The organism is Streptomyces sp. NPDC045778 (assembly GCF_056431945.1).
Map to the genome: position 1 here is coordinate 275,095 of NZ_JBWKJZ010000007.1, position 18,601 is coordinate 293,695.

12 protein-coding genes are annotated in these 18,601 nt (G+C 71.5%); 4 read left to right on the forward strand and 8 right to left on the reverse strand.

What is annotated here, in order from left to right; genetic code table 11:
• Positions 1-33: 33 nt before the first annotated feature.
• From exaC to xylB, 5 genes are all read right to left on the reverse strand, one after another.
• Complete coding sequence (gene exaC / locus AC07GB_RS12125; protein WP_478844206.1) at positions 34-1,557, reverse strand: acetaldehyde dehydrogenase ExaC; 1,524 nt, start codon at positions 1,555-1,557, stop codon at positions 34-36.
• Between the two features lie 197 nt (positions 1,558-1,754).
• Complete coding sequence (locus tag AC07GB_RS12130) at positions 1,755-3,062, reverse strand: GAF domain-containing protein (protein ID WP_478844208.1); 1,308 nt, start codon at positions 3,060-3,062, stop codon at positions 1,755-1,757.
• 162 nt (positions 3,063-3,224) lie between these two features.
• Positions 3,225-3,896: an N-acetylmuramoyl-L-alanine amidase gene (locus tag AC07GB_RS12135; protein ID WP_478844210.1), complete on the reverse strand. Its 672-nt coding sequence runs from the start codon at positions 3,894-3,896 to the stop codon at positions 3,225-3,227.
• Between the two features lie 1,455 nt (positions 3,897-5,351).
• Positions 5,352-6,671, reverse strand: a complete 1,320-nt coding sequence (locus tag AC07GB_RS12140) for an ROK family protein (RefSeq protein WP_478844212.1) — start codon at positions 6,669-6,671, stop codon at positions 5,352-5,354.
• Positions 6,668-8,119, reverse strand: coding sequence for a xylulokinase (gene xylB, locus AC07GB_RS12145; protein WP_478844214.1), 1,452 nt, complete (start codon positions 8,117-8,119; stop codon positions 6,668-6,670). Before xylB ends, AC07GB_RS12140 begins: the two co-directional genes overlap by 4 nt.
• Before the next feature lie 247 nt (positions 8,120-8,366).
• Here xylB and xylA point away from each other — a divergent pair, with 247 nt between their 5' ends.
• The gene (gene xylA, locus AC07GB_RS12150; RefSeq protein ID WP_478844216.1) at positions 8,367-9,533 is read left to right on the forward strand and encodes a xylose isomerase; all 1,167 of its coding nucleotides are present in this window, start codon (positions 8,367-8,369) and stop codon (positions 9,531-9,533) included.
• 333 nt (positions 9,534-9,866) lie between these two features.
• Positions 9,867-10,139, forward strand: a complete 273-nt coding sequence (locus AC07GB_RS12155) for a hypothetical protein (protein WP_478844218.1) — start codon at positions 9,867-9,869, stop codon at positions 10,137-10,139.
• Between the two features lie 29 nt (positions 10,140-10,168).
• Here the strand turns inward: AC07GB_RS12155 and AC07GB_RS12160 are convergent, their stop codons facing one another.
• The 3 genes from AC07GB_RS12160 to AC07GB_RS12170 form a co-directional block, all read right to left on the reverse strand.
• Positions 10,169-11,527, reverse strand: coding sequence for an esterase-like activity of phytase family protein (locus AC07GB_RS12160; protein WP_478844220.1), 1,359 nt, complete (start codon positions 11,525-11,527; stop codon positions 10,169-10,171).
• 461 nt (positions 11,528-11,988) lie between these two features.
• Positions 11,989-13,356 (reverse strand): SWIM zinc finger family protein, encoded by a 1,368-nt coding sequence (locus AC07GB_RS12165; protein WP_478844222.1) that lies wholly within the window; start codon positions 13,354-13,356, stop codon positions 11,989-11,991.
• Entirely contained in the window at positions 13,349-16,222 is a 2,874-nt protein-coding gene (locus AC07GB_RS12170; protein WP_478844224.1) for a DEAD/DEAH box helicase, read from the reverse strand. The genes AC07GB_RS12165 and AC07GB_RS12170 overlap by 8 nt, the downstream gene beginning before the upstream one ends.
• 250 nt (positions 16,223-16,472) lie before the next feature.
• Here AC07GB_RS12170 and AC07GB_RS12175 point away from each other — a divergent pair, with 250 nt between their 5' ends.
• Both AC07GB_RS12175 and AC07GB_RS12180 read left to right on the forward strand, forming a co-directional pair.
• A complete protein-coding gene (locus AC07GB_RS12175) occupies positions 16,473-17,528 on the forward strand; it encodes an acyl-CoA desaturase (protein WP_478844226.1) in 1,056 nt (351 codons plus the stop codon).
• 154 nt (positions 17,529-17,682) lie between these two features.
• Positions 17,683-17,865, forward strand: a complete 183-nt coding sequence (locus AC07GB_RS12180) for a hypothetical protein (RefSeq protein ID WP_478844228.1) — start codon at positions 17,683-17,685, stop codon at positions 17,863-17,865.
• The last annotated feature ends 736 nt before the right edge of the window (positions 17,866-18,601 follow it).

Consider the following 18,601-nt stretch of genomic DNA (forward strand, 5'->3'; position numbering starts at 1 on the left):
GCAGCGCCCACCTCGGGCAACCGCCCTCGGCCCTTAGAAGAACCCGAGCTTCTTCGGACTGTAGGAACACAGGATGTTCTTCGTCTGCTGGTAGTGCTCCAGCATCATCTTGTGCGTCTCACGGCCGATGCCCGACTGCTTGTAGCCGCCGAAGGCGGCGTGCGCCGGGTACGCGTGGTAGCAGTTCGTCCACACGCGCCCCGCCTGGATCGCCCGCCCGGCGCGGTACGCCGTGTTGATGTCCCGCGTCCACACACCCGCGCCGAGCCCATACAGGGTGTCGTTGGCGATCTTGATGGCATCGTCGAAGTCGTTGAACGACGCCACCGAGACGACCGGGCCGAAGATCTCCTCCTGGAAGATCCGCATCCGGTTGTCGCCCTCGAAGATCGTCGGCTGTACGTACCAACCGCCCGCCAACTCGCCGTCGTATTCGACGCGCTGGCCGCCGGTGAGGATCTTCGCACCCTCCTGCTGGCCGATGTCCAGGTAGGAGAGGATCTTCTCCAACTGGTCGTTGGAGGCCTGCGCGCCGATCATCGTGTCCGTGTCCAGTGGGTGGCCCGGTTTGATCAGCTCGGTGCGGGCGACCGCCGCCTCCAGGAACTCGCTGTAGTTCCCGCGCTGGACCAGCGCCCGCGAGGGGCAGGTGCAGACCTCGCCCTGGTTGAGCGCGAACATCGTGAAGCCTTCGAGGGCCTTGTCCCGGAAGTCGTCGTCGGCCGCCCAGACGTCGTCGAAGAAGATGTTCGGGCTCTTGCCGCCCAGCTCCAACGTGACCGGCTTGATGTTCTCCGAGGCGTACTGCATGATCAACCGCCCCGTCGTGGTCTCACCGGTGAACGCCACCTTCGCCACGCGCGGGCTGGACGCCAGCGGCTTGCCCGCCTCCACGCCGAAGCCGTTGACGACGTTCACCACGCCCGGCGGCAGCAGGTCGCTCACCAGGCTCAGCCACACGTGGATCGATGCCGGGGTCTGCTCGGCGGGCTTGAGCACCACGGCGTTCCCCGCGGCGAGCGCGGGCGCCAGCTTCCACGTCGCCATCAGGATCGGGAAGTTCCACGGAATGATCTGCGCCACCACACCCAGCGGCTCGTGGAAGTGATACGCCACCGTGTCGTCGTCGACCTCGCTGAGCGTCCCCTCCTGCGCGCGGATCACCCCCGCGAAGTAACGGAAGTGGTCGATGGCCAGCGGGATGTCCGCCGCCAGCGTCTCCCGTACCGGCTTGCCGTTCTCCCAGCTTTCCGCCACCGCCAACTGTTCGAGGTTGGCCTCCATCCGGTCCGCGATCTGCCGGAGCACGGCCGCCCGCTCACCGGCGGACGCACGGCCCCACGCGGGCGCGGCGGCGTGCGCCGCGTCCAGCGCCCGCTCCACGTCCTCGGCCGTACCCCGGGCGATCTCCGTGAACGGCTGCCCGTTGACCGGACTCGGGTTCTCGAAGTACTGCCCACGCGCCGGCGGCACGTACTCGCCCCCGATGAAGTGGTCGTACCTGGCCTGGTAGGACACGACCGCGCCCTCGGTACCCGGCGCCGCGTAACGGGCCATCTTGACTGCCTCCCCGGACACGCTGCCCGCCGTTGGGCAGCTCTCGCCGGGAGCGTACGAAGCGCGAGGTTGCAAGTACGTTGCGTACGGATGAGGCCCGCGCACACCGCGACACCCGCACGTGAGGCCGCGCTGCACCAGGCCGCGGTGCCTTCGGGCGCTGTGCCCGTCGTGCCCGTGTCGCCGTTGCGGCCCCGTCAGCGGGAGCGCGCCGGGCCACGGGCACTACGGTCGGAGCGCGCGCGGCCGCAGCCGTCCACCGCCAGCTCCTGGTCAAGGGCCCGCAGCCGGGCCACCACCGGTGGCGTCGGCCGCACCGCGGCCAGCGCCCGCCACACCTCCACGTCCTCCTCACCCCACGGCGCGTGCGCCCAGTCCGACAGGAGGTCCGGGTCCCCACGGGCGATCAGCGCCGCCCGCATCTGGTCCGTGAGCCGCCGCCGCAACCGCGCCACGGCGGGCGCCCGCGCCCCGGGCAACAGCGGCCCCGAGTAGACCGAGAACGCCGCCGTCACCGCCCCGCACCCCAGCCGCCGCTCCACCACGTCCACATCCGACGTGACCGGCACCACGAGGCGGTACGGCCGCGACCGCAACACCTCCGGCCCCAGCACCTGCCGCAGCCGCGTCAGCTCCGCCCGCAACGTCACCGGCGTCACCGCCTCGTCCTCGTACAGCGCGCACAGCAGTTCGTCGCCGCTGAGGCCCTCCGGGTGCCGGGCCAGCAGCACCATGATCTCGCTGTGCCGTCGGCTCAGGCGCCGCTTGCGTCCCCCCACGAGCACCAAGGCCTCATCACGGCCGAGCGCCGTCAGCTCCAAGGCGTCCGCCGGATCCGTCTCCGGCGCGAGCAGGGCCAGTTGAGACTCGGCCGCCCGCGCCACCGCCTGCACGAAGGCCAGGCTGTGCGGGTGGGCGAGGCCGTCCCCGCCGGTCACGTCGACAGCCCCGAGCAGGCGCCCGGTGCGCGGGTCGTGCACCGGCGCGGCCGCACACGTCCACGACTGGACCTCGCGGACGAAGTGCTCCGTGGCGAACACCTGCACCGGTCGATCGACGGTCACGGCCGTCCCCGGCGCGTTGGTCCCCATCGCCGACTCCGCCCAGCGCGCCCCGGGCACGAAGTTGATGCGCCCCGCCCGCGCCCGGGTCGTGGCGTGACCCTCGACCCACAGCAACCTGCCGTGCGCGTCACACACCGCTAGCAGATGCTCGCCGTCCTTGGCGAAGCCGCCCATCAACTCCCGGAACAGCGGCATCACCCGCGACAGCGGATGCTCCGCCCGATACGCGCCCAGATCCCCGGCTGTCAGCTCGACCGCCGCCCCGGTGTCCGCGGGGCTGACCCGGGCCCGCGCCGAACGCCGCCACGAGTCGGCCACCACGGAGCGCACCGGCCGTGCGACGGTACCCGCCGCGGTGAACCGCTCATGGGCCCGGCGCATCGTGCGGACCCGCTCGGCGGGGTCGTCGCCGTGTTCAAGGGCCACCCACGGATCGGTCAAGTCGGCCTCCCGGACGGCGATGACGGCGATGACGGCGATGACGGCGATGACAGCGGTGCGGTGTCGTGCGGTGCTGCCATCGTCACCCCGGGAACAGAAGCCGACAAGCGCCCGCGCGTCCCCGTCGGCCGATCTTCCCGATTGTCCTGGCCGTCCAGGCCGTCAGACCAAGTTGATCATTCGGATGTAGCGCGACCAGTCCCAGTACCGTCCGGGGTCCGTGTGATCGGTGCCGGGGACCTCCACGTGACCGATGATGTGCTGGCGATCCTTGGGGATGGCGTACTTGTCGCAGATCGCCGCTGTCAGGCGGGCGGACTGCTCGTACATCGCGTCGGTGAAGTACTCCGGTTGATCCACCCATCCTTCGTGCTCGATGCCGATGCTGCGCGTGTTGTAGGTCCAGTTGCCCGCGTGCCAGGCGACGTTCCGCTCGCTGACGCACTGTGCGATGTGTCCGTCCTTCGAGCGGACCACGTAGTGCGCGGACACCTTCTTCGCCGGGTTCTTGAAGATGGCCAGCGTGTCGGCGTACGTCTCCTGGGTGACGTGCACGACGACGTAGGTGACGGGGTAACTGCTGGGGCGGTTGGAGGCCGTGTAGTTCGAGGAGCTGGCCGGTACCCATTCGAGGGGCGGATAGGCGGCCGCCCGTGTCTTCGCCACGGCGTGGGGGGACGTCAGCAGGGCCGAAGGCACGGCGGCGAGAGCCGCGCCCTGGAGGATGCGGCGCCTGCTGGGCAGCAGTCTCGACGGGCGCGGCGCCTGTGGTCGCGTACCGTCGCCCGGCACGTCCGGCGTCTGGCGCGTCGCTCGTTCACTTGCTTGATCCATGGCTGTTCTGCCTCTCGGTGGGGGGAGGGGCTGGGCCGCACGGGGTGTGCGACTCAGGGTGCGTGGAAGGCTGGATCGGGCAGGGAGAGCTTCATATCTCGTGGCGCGCGGCATAGCCGCGATGGCGCTGTGCGAGGTCCGAGCCGGCCGCGCCGGAGGCTGCCGGGCCGGTCCGTGTCGTGGTCGTCTCCCGGAGCCGGGCGTACGGGGCACGGCGGGACCCGTGTGCGGGCAGCCGCTCTTCCCGGAGCGGCACCACGTGGGGGTGGCTCGTGTCGCAAACGCTGGCCAGGGTTGCTTGCACAGTGTGAGTGGCGTGCTGGTACGCGTCCAGATCGCTGGAGCCGAAATTCTGTGGGGGCGTTGTGCGAGGGCGAGTTCGGCGAGAGGGCTGGGGCTTGGTGCGGGGGGTCAGCAGGGGCGGGGGGCTGATCATTGTGGGGGATCCGCTCTGGCTGTGGGGTTGGGCGGGTATGTGGGGTTGGTGTGTGTGGTGGGGGGCGGGCTGTGTGGCTGGTGGGGGTTGGTTCGGGTTGTGTGGCGGGGGCGTGTTGTGGGGTTCGGTTCGCTCTGGCTGTGGGGCTGTGGCGCTGTGCCTGTTATGGGGTTGGGGCCGGGCTGCGTGGGTGGTGTGTGGACTGTGGTTGGTCCGGACTGGATAGGGGCGGGTCCGGGCTGTGTGGCTGCTGTGGGGGTTGTGGAGCTGTCCCGGGCTGCGTGGGTGGCGTGTGGTCGGTCTGGGCTGGATAGAGGCTGGCCCCGGGCTGGGCGGCGCGGCTGGCCCGGCTGTGCGGGGACCGGCCTGTGTAGCTGGTCCAGGATGTGTGGTTGGGCGGCCTGTGTAGCTGGTCCAGGTCACGCGGTCGGGCCGGGGGCTGCGGCTGGTCCAGGTCACGCGGTTGGGCCGTGCCACGTGACTCTAAAGCCGCGCGGCAGGGCCAGGCCGTGCTGAGGATCTGGCGTGCGCGGCCTGCCCACGCGAGCCGTCGCGGGCACGAGGGTGACACTTCCGGCCATGGTCGTGCGGAGCTGACGCGCCGGTCCCAGCTTGATTTCCCCTGACATGCGTGACCTCGACATGTGAATCCCCCGATCATGGCGGCCCCGCCCCACCGTTTGCGAGGTGGTCGGCTCACGTGAATTACCGTACGGGCGCGGGCGATTGAGGTGGAAGTGCTTGCAGCGCATCTGTGTATGGCACGGTGGCTGTGGAAAACCTGATCACTCGTGTGGGGGACAGGGAGACGAAGGCCCGGCGTTCGCCCGGCCCCGGCCCCGGCCCCGGCCCGGGCCAGCCCGGCTCAGCCCGGCCGCGTACTGCCCGCTCGGGGGGTCCGAAGTCGGCCGGGCCTCGCCCGGCCGGATCGGATGAGGGCTAGGCGGCCCTCGCCGCGACTACGCGCTCCCTGTCGGGACTACACGCCCCTCGCCGGGACTACACGCCCCCCGCCGGGGCTACGCGGCCCCCACCGGATCATCGAGCACCGCCTGCACCACAGCATGTGCCGCCCCCAGCACTGGCCCTTCCGAGCCGACCCGAGAGACGACGACAGCGCAACCACGACCCGCGGTGCGCTGGCCCAACTCCCCTTCCAGGCAGGGAAGGAGCCACGGGGCGAGGCGGGACAGGGCCCCGCCGAGCACGATCGTCCGCGGGTCGAGGAGGTTGACGGCGCTGGTCAGCGCGATCCCCAGCGCGGTCCCGGCGTCGCGCAGGGCCGCGAGAACCCGCTCGTCGCCGGCGGCGGCGCGCTCCGCAAGCAGGCCGACCCGGTCCGGGCCCGGCGGCAGTGCCGCTTCCTCGCCTGGCTCTGGAGGCAGTGCCGCTTCCTCGCCTGGCTCTGGAGGCAGTGCCGCTTCCTCGCCTGGCTCTGGAGGCAGTGCCACTTCCTGGTCCAGGCCCGACAGCAGCCCCGCGGCACGCAGCACCGCTTCCTCTCCCGCGTACCGTTCCAAGCACCCGCGTCCCCCGCACGCGCACACGGGTCCGTCGGGGCGTACCGGAACATGCCCCAGCTCACCCGCGAAGCCCCGGCTGCCGCGCAGCAGCGACCCGTCGACCACGAGTGCCGCGCCGATGCCGATCTCGGCGGAGACGTGCAGGAAGCCGTCCGGTACGCCGTCGCCCAGCCACAGCTCCGCCAGGGCTCCGAAGTTGGCTTCGTTGTCGACGGTCAGTGGCAGGTCCGAGGCGAGGAGCGCGCCGATGTCGGTGTGGTGCCAGTCGAGGTTGGGGGCGCGCACGAGGGTGTGGCTGTCGCGGGCGACCAGGCCGGGTACCGCGACCGCGAGGCCTGCTGGGCGCAGCCCCTCCCGCTCGGCTTCCCGGATGACCTCGTGGATCAGGGAGGCGAGGTCCGCGAGTACGGGCTCCGGCGCGCGCCCCCGATTGCTCACGCGTCGCTCGGCACGCGCGCGTACGTCACCGCGCAGGTCGACCGCGCACACGGCGAGATGGTCGACGCCTACCTCGGCGCCGACCCCGACGGGCCCCCGCGCGCTGACAGCGAGCGCGGAACCGGGACGGCCCACCCTGCCAGGCCGCTCGGGCCCCAACTCCTCCAGGAGCGCCGAGCGGATCAGTTCATCCACCAGGGTGGACACCGCCGCCCGCGTCAGGCCGATCCGGGAGGCCACGGAGGCGCGTGACAACGGCCCGTGCGCGGCGACTGTGTGCATGACGCGCGCGAGGTTGCGGCGGCGCATGCCTTGCTGCGTGTCGGGCAGCGGGGAGCCGGACGCTCCGGCGCGCGTCGTGTGCGGTGGTGCGCTCATGCCCTGGTGTCCCCGTCCAGCAGGGGAGCGGCGTCGCACAGTACGTCCGTGATCCTGGAGAGCGTCGTCTCGTCCCGCTCCACGGCGTCGAGCACCCGCCCGCGCGCGGTGTCCCAGCGACGCGCGACAGCCGCCGGGTCCTCGCCGGTGAGCAGGCCGGCGGCCTGCGCAGCGGCGCCGAGCGCGACGAGTTCACCGGCCTCGGGAATCTGCACGGGCCGACCGGAGAGGCGCCGTACGGTGTGCTGCCAGGCACTGCCGCGCGCTCCGCCGCCGATGAGGAGCAGGGGCTGCGAGCGGTCGGCGTCCGCGTCCAGGACGGCGTCCAGAGCGCCCAGGAGCGCGTGCACCGCCCCGTCGTAGGCCGCCTGGAGGATCTGGCCGGGGGTCGTGTCGTGGCGCAGTCCGTGCAGCAGGCCCGACGCGTGGGGCAGGTCCGGGGTGCGCTCTCCGTCGAGGTACGGGAGCAGGGTGACGGACCCGCCGGGCTGCACCGCGTCGCGTTCCAGGCCCAGGAGCGTGGCCACGCGGTCGACGGCCAGGGTGCAGTTGAGCGTGCAGGCGAGCGGCAACCAGGCCCCGCGCGCGTCGGCGAACCCGGCGACCGTGCCCGTGGGATCCGTGCCGCGGCGCTCCGAGACCGCGTACACGGTGCCGGACGTGCCGAGGCTGAGCACGGGGGTACCCGGGCGCAGACCGAGCCCCAGGGCTGCCGCCGCGTTGTCGCCGGAGCCGGGCGCCACCAGAGTGCCCTTGGGGAGCGGCAGTTCACCGCCGCCGCGCACGGTGCCGACGACCTCGCCCGGGAGCGCCACGCGCGGCAGTGTCGCAGGGTCGAGGCCCACGAGGCCGAGGATCTCCTCGTCGTACGACTCGGTGGCGGACGCCCACCAGCCCGTACCGGAGACGTCGCTCCGGTCGGTGGTGCCGGTGCCCGTGAGGCGCTGTGTGAGGTAGTCGTGGGGGAGGCGCACGGCAGCGGTCGCGCGGACCGACGCGGGCTCGTGCTCGGTGAGCCAGGCCCACTTGGTGACGGTGAAGGACGGCCCTGGCACGCTGCCGACGCGGTCGGCCCATGCCTGGGCGCCGCCCAGTTCCTCGGCGAGCCGCCGGGCCTGCGGCGCGGAGCGTACGTCGTTCCACAGCAGTGCGGGACGGACGGGCCTGCCGCGCTCGTCGAGCGTGACGAGCCCGTGCTGCTGCCCGGCGACCGACACGGCGGCGGCCTCGCGCGCGAACGTGCCGCACTGGCGCAGTGCCTCGCCCAGGGCGCTCCACCACTGCTCCGGGTCGCTCTCCCGCAGGGGGCCCGAGGTGACGGTGTGCGGTGCCTGGCCGCCGGCGACGATCCGGCCCGTGGCCGCGTCGACGACCAGGACCTTGGTGGACTGCGTGGAACTGTCCACACCGACGACAAGGGGGCCCTCGGCTGCTGGCGCTGACGACATCGGCGTCTCCGTTTCCGTTGCTCTGCGCTTCTCGGGAGTACCGGAGTCTCACCCGGCACTCGGCCTGTCCCACAGGGATGTGCCCACCCTTGGGGGTGCTTCTGCCGCGGGCGTGCCCGCTCAGAGATACCCATGTGGCTCTCGGCGAGATACCCGATGTGGCCCTCGGCCTTCTCAGGGGCGCGTGAGGATACTAATTTGTCAACCGCCATGACGAAATAGTCCAGGAGCCGTGGAGGAGCCGCACATGAGCTACCAGCCCACCCCGGAGGACAAGTTCAGCTTCGGCCTGTGGACCGTCGGCTGGCAGGGTCGAGATCCTTTCGGCGATGCCACCAGGGCGCCGCTGGATCCCGCTGAAGCGGTACGTCGCCTCGCGGAAATCGGGGCCTACGGAGTGACCTTCCACGACGACGACCTCATCCCGTTCGGCTCCTCCGAAGCCGACCGCGCCACCCACGTCAAGCGTTTCCGCGCGGCCTTGGACGCCACCGGACTCGCCGTCCCGATGGCGACCACCAACCTGTTCACGCACCCCGTGTTCAAGGACGGCGCGTTCACGGCCAACGACCGGGACGTCCGCAGGTACGCGCTCCGCAAGACGATCCGGAACATCGATCTCGCCGTGGAACTCGGCGCGCGAACCTATGTCGCCTGGGGCGGCAGGGAAGGTGCCGAGTCCGGCGCGGCCAAGGACGTGCGTGACGCGCTCGACCGGATGAAGGAGGCCTTCGACCTGCTCGGCGCCTATGTGACCGAGCAGGGGTACGACCTGCGCTTCGCGATCGAGCCCAAGCCGAACGAGCCGCGTGGTGACATCCTGCTGCCCACCGTCGGACACGCCCTCGCGTTCATCGAGCGCCTGGAGAGGCCCGACCTCTACGGAGTGAACCCCGAAGTGGGCCACGAGCAGATGGCGGGCCTGAACTTCCCGCACGGCATCGCCCAGGCCCTGTGGGCGGGCAAGCTCTTCCACATCGACCTCAACGGCCAGAGCGGCATCAAGTACGACCAGGATCTGCGGTTCGGCGCGGGGGACCTGCGCAGCGCCTTCTGGTTGGTGGACCTCTTGGAGAGGGGCGGTTACGACGGGCCGCGGCACTTCGACTTCAAGCCGCCGCGCACCGAGGACTACGAGGGCGTGTGGACGTCCGCCGCGGGCTGCATGCGCAACTACCTGATCCTGCGCGAGCGCGCGGCGGCCTTCCGCGCCGACCCGGAGGCCCGTCAGGCGCTGCGTGAGGCACGGCTGCACGAACTGGCCCTGCCCACCGCCGACGACGGCCTCACGGGGCTGCTGGCCGACCGCGGCGCCTACGAGGAGTTCGACGTGGCAGCGGCCGCCGCCCGCGGCATGGCCTTCGAACGGCTCGACCAGCTGGCCATGGACCACCTCCTGGGAGCGCGAAGCTGATGGCCGGGCTCACGAGGGCGTAGGCCATGTGTGCCGGAACTGTCCGTTCCGCAGCCCGTGTGTGTATCAACTCCCGTACGAGGGTCGCGTCATGACCGGTTCGAAGTGACTCTTGTCGGTATGACCATGCCGCCCGTTCCGCCACAGCCCCCTCGTTCGCCCGGTGACGTCTCTCCTGGAGACGGCGGCTTCGGCTCACCTCCTGGAGGCGGTGGTTACGGCTCGCCGCCTGGCGGATACGGGCCGCCTCCCGGGGGCGGCGGCTGGCAGCCACCGCCCGATGGGAGGCCGCCCGGGCGGCGTAACGGCCTGTTCATCCTGATCGCCGCGCTCTTGGCGGTCGGGGTGGTGGTCGTCGTGGCGCTCGTCGCCACCGGAAGCGACGACTCGCCGGACGACAAGAAGCCTTCGAAGAGCACCCGGAGCAGCGATCCCCGCCCCACGCCCTCGCTGAGCATCCCCACAGAGATCCCCACGCGCCTGCCGAGCGAGCTTCCCAGCCAGCTCCCCACGGAGCTGCCCAGCGACTTCCCGACGCTGCCCACGGGCCTGCCGAGCGACCTGGAGTCACTCCTGCCTACGCCCGCGGCCGACGACGTGCCGTGAGCGCCCCCTTGCCCTGAAGGCCGGCGTGCCTACAGCGCTCGGGGCAGCCTCACGTACGTCACGGAGGTCTCTACGCCGCTGTCGACGAGGCGGCCGTCCTTGTCGAAGGCTTCAGGGCCGTCCGTCATCCCGAAGTCGTTGTCGTTGATGAGCGCCAGCGTGCGGCGGTCGACCCGGGCCACCCCCTCGATCTTTCCGGGCACCCCCTTGACGGCGCCGAGGTCCACGGCCAGTCGCTTGCGCAGCACCGGCACACCCGAGGCCTGAGGGTCGTCCAGTTGCTCCAGAGAGGGGCGCGTCGCGGCGTTGTCCCACCGCTTGCCGAGAATGTTCGCGCGCGGGTCCAGACGGACGAGCTGCAACCGGGCCGCCTTGTCGGTGCGCTCCTCCACGAGCAGGCGATCGCGGCCGACGGCGACGAGGGAGGAGATCTTCAGCTCGGAGGTGTCGTCCTCCCCGGGGTCGACGACATTCACCGGGTCGAAGCGGTACGCGTACTCGGCCGTGACTGTCTGCTTGCCCGGGGAGAAACGCAGCAGCCGGACCGTGCGCGAGCCTTCGCCCGTGCCCTCGTCCGGCAGCGACAGCGGGCTCTGCACGGCCATCACCAGGTCACCGCCCGGCAGCTGCGCGAGGCCTTCGAAGCCGCGGTTGACCTTCCGGTGCAGGAGCACTCCCGGCAGCGCCTCGACGACGGGGTAGTCGGCTCCCCGCAGCTTCAGCCCCTTGGGGACGTAGCGCTTGATGACCTTCCCGCGCGCGGAGACGTGCACCAGCGAGGGGCCGTACTCGTCGACCAGCCAGAAGCTGCCGTCGGTAGCGCGGACGATGCCTTCGGTGTCCAGGCCGTTCGGGTCGTACGAGAGAGGCTTGGCGGCGTTGTAGGAGTACGGCGCCTCGTCGCGCCCCTCCTGGTTGGGCAGTCCGGTGACCGGCTTACCGGAGCGCGTGGTGATCGGCAGGGCGTCGATGACCTTCACCGAGCGGCCGGACACGCGGATCTTCACGATCGCCGGGTCGAAACCGGGGACAGGGAACGTCCGGCGCTTCTTGCCGTCGACCTTGATCTGCCCGTTCGGGCCTCGATCGGTGACCGTCCAGAACTCGCCCTTGCGGCCCGCCGGGTAGATGTCGCTCCCGATGCCGCCGAGGTCGACGCCGCGGTCATTGCGTACGGTCCCGGGCAGCAGACGGTTGCTGAACTCGCCCAGAGAGATGTCGCCCAGCGTGGCCTTGGCGGTGACGCGCGCGGTACCTCCCTGTCGCCCGGAGTCGACCGGGAGGCCGATGGCGGTGCCGCTCATCGCGAGAGCGGTGAGCAGGGCGAGCGGCACACCGACGGCGGTGGAACGACGGACACGGCGCTGACCGGCGACGGGCGCGGACATCGGGGCCTCCTGGAGCACGAGATCGGTAACGGCGCCACCCTCGGCCGCCCGCACGAACACCAGGTGTCGTGAGCGTGAACCTCCAGGAGTCCTGTGGATGAATCACGTGGTGTTCATGGAGATCGCGTTTCCGTACCCGCGCTCACCGTGCGCGGTCTCGGGCCGAGCGTCCACGACGCGCCGACGGCGCCTCCCGCGAGGGGCAGGAGGCGCCGTCGGCCATCACCAGCCGATCAGCAGCGGTGGGGGCACCTTCCTCGTCATCCCCTTTCGGCTAGATCCGCACGACTGCACCGGCGTGCTCCACGCTCCTTGATGCCGTGACCTCGCTCAATCGCTGACCGGGGCGAGTGCGCGTGCCGGTGTTCCCGGCGCACGCGGCGCATGTCTGGATACGCCGGTGTCGCCGTACACGTTTCAGCCATGCGGAACTACCGCTACCGCCCCTCACGCCAGTGCGGTCATTCGCCGCCCGTCACCACCGCGAGGGCCGTCGCCGGGTCGTGGGCCGCCGCCCCTGCGGGCACCCAGCGACCGCGCTCCTTGCGGTACGGCCACCAGCGGCCGTCGTGCCCCTGGCGGAGCTGGGCGTCGGAGCCGACGACCGTCCAGCGGTTGCGCGCGGCCCGCAGTGTCGGACGCTCGTCCTCGTCCCACGCCGCGTCGAGCGCGGCACGCGCGCGTGCCAGGCTCTCGCCTTCCGGAGACCACTCCTCTTCCAGTACGGCGAGCCCGGCGCGGCCGCCGTACCCCCAGGCCCGTACGGCACGCGCGAGCCCATCCCTGTCCCTGCCCGAGCCCTCCGCGAGCCGGGCGCCGATCACCGAGGGCGCGGCCGTCGCAAGGCGTACGGCGTCCTCGGAGAGCGTCAACTCGGCCTCGACGGGCAGCCCTTCGTGGCCAGGGGAGAGCGCCTCGGCAAGGAGGCGGTGGGCCTCGGCCGCCGTGCGGGACGCGAGGAACGCGAGCGCCGTCACGTCGACGCCGGGCGCCGGCTCCGTCTCCGTGTCGAGAGACGGCGGCAGGCCGGGCTCAGGAGGCAGCGGAGGCAGCTCGGGCAGGGGAGGCAGGATCAGCCCGTCCGCGTACGCCTGGACGGCGTCCACGCCCTCCTGAGCGGCCTCGGCGGACTCCGCCGGCGGGGCGGCTTCGATGTCCTGGCGTGCGACGCTGCGGACCTGCAACTCGTCGAGGAGTTCCCGCTCGCCGCGGCCCCGCATCAGGAGCAGGGCGAACGGATCCTGGTCGAGCAGCCGCGCCATCTGGTAGCAGAGCGCCGCCGTGTGCCCGCAGTGGTCCCACGCGTCGCAGTCGCACTCGGGCTCCAGATCGCCGATGCCCGGCAGGAGTTCGACACCGGCTGCCGCGGCGTCCTCCACCAGGTGGGGCGGCATGTCCCGGTCGAGCAGCGCGGCGATGTGCCCGGCACGCTCGACGGTCATGCCCAGGAAGTGGTCCCACTCCTGCGGGCTCAGCCGCTGCAACAGTACGTCCGAGCGGTGCGGCGTGCCGTCCTTGTCCAGCACGACCGCCGTGATGCGCCCGGGGCGCACGGAGACCGCACCCACGGCTCCCGCGCGCGCCAGCCTGCGGCCCGCCTTGAGCTGCGCGGTGTCCAGCGCCGTGTCCTCCAGGGCTTGGAGCCAGGCGCGGCCCCACCAGGTCTGCGCGAAGCCCTGCCCGTGGGCGGGCGGCAGGGCGGCGAAGGTCCGCTCGCCGTCACCCGTCGCCGCGTCGCCGTTGTACGCCGTCACATGACCACCCCCGTTGTAGTCGCTCATGCCGTCCTCGTGTGCCCCCGAGTGAGCCTCGTCGTACGCGTCACTCATCGCGGCCCCCTCGCAGCTCCACCAGGTCCGCCAGCTCGGCGTCGGTCAGCTCGGTCAGGGCGGCCTCGCCGGCGCCGAGGACGGCGTCGGCCAACGCGCGCTTGCGCAGCAGCATCTCGGCGATGCGGTCCTCGATCGTGCCCTCCGCGATCAGGCGGTGCACCTGTACGGGCTGCGTCTGGCCGATGCGGTAGGCCCGGTCGGTGGCCTGCGCCTCGACGGCCGGGTTCCACCACCGGTCGTAGTGCACGACGTGCTCGGCCCGCGTGAGGTTCAGGCCTGTGCCTGCCGCCTTCAACGACAGCAAGAAGACAGGCACTTCACCGTCCTGGAAGCGCTGCACCATCGCTTCACGTTCGGCGATCGGCGTGCCGCCGTGCAGGAACTGGGTGGGGATGCCGCGCGCCGCCAGGTGCTGTTCGATGAGCCGGGCCATCTGCACGTACTGGGTGAACACGAGGACACTCGCGTCCTCCGCCAGGATCGTGTCGAGCAGCTCGTCCAGGAGCTCCAGTTTCCCCGAACGGCCGGTGAGGTGCGGCGCGTTCTCCTTGAGGAACTGCGCGGGGTGGTTGCAGATCTGCTTCAGGCCGGTGAACAGCTTGACGATCAGTCCGCGGCGGGCGAAGCCGTCCGCGCCGGAGATGTCCGCGAGCGCCTCGCGTACCACCGCTTCGTACAGGCCCGCCTGTTCGGTGCTGAGCGACACCGCGCGGTCGGTCTCCGTCTTGGGCGGCAGCTCCGGGGCGATGCCCGGGTCGGACTTGCGGCGGCGCAGCAGGAAGGGACGCACCAGTTTCGCGAGCCGTTCGGACGCGGCCGGGTCCGAGCCGCCCTCGACGGCCTGGGCGTAGCGGGTACGGAACGTGCTCAGCTTGCCGAGCAGCCCCGGAGTGGTCCAGTCGAGGATCGCCCACAGCTCGGAGAGGTTGTTCTCCACCGGGGTGCCGGTGAGCGCCACACGCGCGCGTGCCCCGATGGCGCGCAGCTGCTTGGCCGTCGCGGAGTACGGGTTCTTGACGTGCTGGGCCTCGTCGGCGACCACCAGGCCCCAGTCGACTTCGCTGAGCCGCTCCGCGTCCAGTCGCATCGTCCCGTAGGTGGTCAGGACGAACTCGCCGTCGGCCAGGTCCTCCAGGCCGCGCTGGGCCCCGTGGAAGCGGCGCACCGCCGTGCCGGGCGCGAACTTCTGGATCTCGCGCTGCCAGTTGCCCATCAGGGAGGTCGGGCACACGACCAGGGTGGGACCTGTCGTGGCCTCGTCGCTCTGGCGGTGGAGGTGCAGCGAGATCAGCGTGATGGTCTTGCCGAGGCCCATGTCGTCGGCGAGGCAGCCGCCGAGCCCCAGGGACGTCATCCGGGCCAGCCAGTTCAGGCCGCGCAGCTGGTAGTCACGCAGCTCCGCGGCGAGCGCCGCGGGTTGCCCGACGGGCTCCATGCCCTCCGGGTCCGCGAGCCGCTCGCGCAGCGTCGCAAGCCATCCGGTGGGCTGTACGTCGACGCGTCGGCCGTCCACGTCGGTGGTGCCCGTCAGGGCCGCGCTCAGCGCGTCGATGGGGGTGACCTTGCGGTCCTGCTGTGCGAGTGCCCGGCGCGCCTCTTCGGGGTCGATGAGGACCCACTGGTCGCGCAGCCGGACCACGGGCCGGTTCGACTCCGCGAGCCGGTCGAGTTCCTCGCGGCTCAGCTGCTGGTCGCCGAGAGCGAAGCGCCAGTTGAAGGCGAGCAGCGCGTCGGCGGAGAGGTACGACGGCGTGTCCGACGCCCGCTTGGCGGGGCCCTGGGGAGACTCGCCGTCGTCGTCCGGACCGATCACGGCGCGGGCGGTGAGGCTGCGTGCCAGCTCCCTCGGCCAGTGCACGTCGACCCCCGCCACGGCGAGCACACGCGCGCCCTCGCCGAGGAGAGCCGTGACCTCCTCGTCGGCCAGTTCGATGGCATCGGGCACCGTCGCCTGGAGCAGCGGGCCGAGCGGCGACCACGCGCGCGTGGCGCGCCGCAGGGCCAGGAGGGCGTCCATACGCGCCCGCGGACCGAAGGACTGCGCCGCGGCGCCGGAGCCGGACCACACCTCCGCGGCGTCGGCGACGAGCGACGGGTCGCTGACACTGTGGATCTGCACCACGGCCCGGAAGGGCAGCCGGGTCTCCTGGGAAGACTCGGCAAGGAGGCCGGGGACCTCCACCCGCAGGGAGATCCGCACGCCCGCGTCGTGCCCCGCCGCGACATCCGTGGCCCAGGGCCGCTGCTCCGGCACGTGCTGGGGCTCGGGTGCGGCGAAGGCCCGGTGGCCCGCGGCCGGCACGGCGGCCGGGGAGCGGGGCAGCGTGTCGGCGACCGCGTCCAGGAACTGGCGCAGCAGCCGCTCCGGGGCGGGCAGCCGCGGCGGAACCGCGCCGTCGAGCGGGACGGTGTGGGCCGCGGGAGGCATCGCGGCGGCCAGCTCACGCAGCCGCTCCAGGTCTCCGGCGGCGAGGGGCCCGGCGCGCCAGGCGTCGTGGTCGCTGTCGGTCAGGCCCGGCAGCAGCAGCCCCCGGGCGGCCAGTTGCAGCGCGAGCACGGCGGCCGTGCCCCAGAAGGCCGCGGTGGGGTGAGCCCCGGAGGCGGCCCGCACGCGGGTGAGGACGGGCAGCGCGACCCGTACCGGAAGCAGCACCGCCGATACGACGTGAAGGCTGACCCCGTCGTCGTCCGGCACCGCGACCGTCAGGTCCTCGACGGTGCCCGCGGTCGTGGCGGGCGGAGCCTCGTCTAGGTGCCAGAAGGCGACGTGCCCGGTTCGCCCGGGGTCACCGGGCACGAACACGACGGAGCACTGGGAGAGTTCTGAGATCTCGGAGGGAGTGACAGCGGGGAGCCTGTGCACAGCGATGGCGCATTCCTCAAATTTGACTAATGAGACCGGAGCGGCCGAGAGTACAACACACTTCCTGCCATCCGGGGCTTGCTCAGCCGTGATCCCGATCACTCTCGGGGGGTGGGGGTGTACTCAGCACCCCTATGGCCCCCGGCTGGCACCCCGCGCGATACGGGTGGTGGCGCCATGGTTGCCAACGGTCACTGATCCGTACGTTTCCTCAGGTCAGCCCGTCCTCGTGGAAGCCGGAGAACCCACCATGCCCCAGGCAAGCACAGCCGTCGCGGACCGCCCCGCGAGTGTGCCACGGCAGCCGCCCGCCGGAAGCGACTTCACCCCGCTGCTGCGCACCGTGAAGTCACAGGGCCTCCTGGAGCGGCGCACCGGCTGGTACGCGCGCACGATCATCGTCAACGCGGTGGCACTGGCGGCTGTGGCGGTGGGCCTGTTCGTCCTGGGAAGCACCTGGTGGGTCCTGCTGCTGGCTCCCGTCCTGTCCGTGCTGTGCGTCCGCACCGCGTACATCGGCCACGACGCCGGTCACTCCCAAATCACCGGCAACCGCAAGGCCGCCAGGCTGATCGGCCTATTCCACGGCAATCTGCTGCTGGGCATGAGCGTGAGCTGGTGGAACGACAAGCACAACCGTCACCACGCCAACCCCAACCACATCGAGAAGGACCCCGACGTCGCCGCCGACGTCCTGGTGTTCACCAGCAAGCAGGCCAGGGTCCGCGTCGGCTTCCGGCGCTGGCTCACCCGCCACCAGGCCTGGCTGTTCTTCCCCCTCACGCTGCTCCAGGGCATCGCCATGAAGGTCTACGGCTTCCAGGACCTGCGCCGCCAGAGCCCGCGGGGGCGCGTGGTGGAAGGCGCCCTCCTGGTGGCTCATCTCGTGGGGTACGGGGCCCTGCTCCTGACCGCGATGCCCTTGGGGCACGCGCTCGCGTTCGCCGCGCTCCACCAGGCCCTGTTCGGCCTGCACCTGGGCATGGCCTTCGCACCCAACCACAAGGGCATGGAGATGCCCGACCCCGACGGCGAGCGCTGGGGACACCTCCAGCGGCAGGTGCTCACCTCCCGGAACATCCGTGGTGGTGTGGTCACCGACTGGCTCCTCGGCGGCCTCAACTACCAGATCGAGCACCACCTCTTCCCGAGCATGCCGCGCCCGCACCTGCGGCTCGCCCAGCCGCTGGTCCGCGCACACTGTCATGCTGTGGGTATGCCTTACGCAGAGGCCGGCCTGATCGATTCCTATCGGCAGGTGCTTCGCCACATGTACGAGGTGGGGGAGCCGCTTCGGGCCGAGTGACGCCGAGGCACCGAGAAGCCCCCACGGCATGGCTCGGGGTTCTCTCGGGGTCGCACCTCAGGGGTCGGTCAGGGTCGCGTTCTGGAACTGAGGGCGGGGCCGATCCCGTTTCTCAAAGCAGAGAGCGGCAACAGCCGCGAAGGAGGCGACGGACATGTCGAAGAAAGCGAAGATCGCCGCGGGAGGCGTCGCGGCAGGGCTCATCCTGCTGATCTGGCTGCCCTGGTGGGCAGCCTTCCTGATCGTGCTCGGCGTTCCGGCGGCGGCCTATCTGACACTCGACCCCTCGCAGCGACGCAGGCTGCGCCGCGTCAGCCGCAAGGAGCTGGGCCGCTGAGGGGGGCTCCGCGACGGGCGTGGGGCTCGGCGCGCAGGCCTAGCGGGTGCTGCTCCGGTTGTGGGGTGGGGTGGTCTCTTTGTGGCCGGGGCGTGGGGCGTGGGTCTTGCCGGCGGCGGGGTGCGCTGCGCTGGGCGGCGTTGCGCGAGTCCGCGACGTGCGGGAGAGGAGCCGGGGACGCGAGACGAACCGAAGGCGTGGGGTGGGGGCGGAGGCTCGGAGGAAGTACCAGCTTCTCTCGCAGCCCCGGTTCGCCCAGGTATCCCCGTGCCCAGGCGCGGGCGCGCGAAGCCGGAGGCGCCGGGGAACCCGGAGGTACGGGAAGCCGGAGAGGCTGGGAAATCCGGAGTCCGGGAGATCAGAGCGGCCGGAAAGCCGAAGGTGTGAGGAGACCCGAGGTGCCTGGAGAAGCGGAGGAAACCGCAGACGCCGGGAGCTTGGAGGCGCGCGGTGAAGGGGAAGCGAGAGGCGAACGAGGAAACGCCAGGAGAACGAGAAGACCCATGGCGAACGAAGAGACCGGTGGCGAACGAAGAGACGCATGGTGAACGAGAAGACGCAGAGCAGACACAAAGAAGAAGGAAACGCCGAGAAGAGACACCCGAGAAGCCCAGCCCGATCGAAATCCCGTTGCGCCAGCCGCTCAGGCCCCGCACCATTGCGCCCATGACTTCCGGAAAGGAGGCCCAGCGATCCACCGGTGATCGCTGATGGCCGCACACGAAGCGTCCTCGCC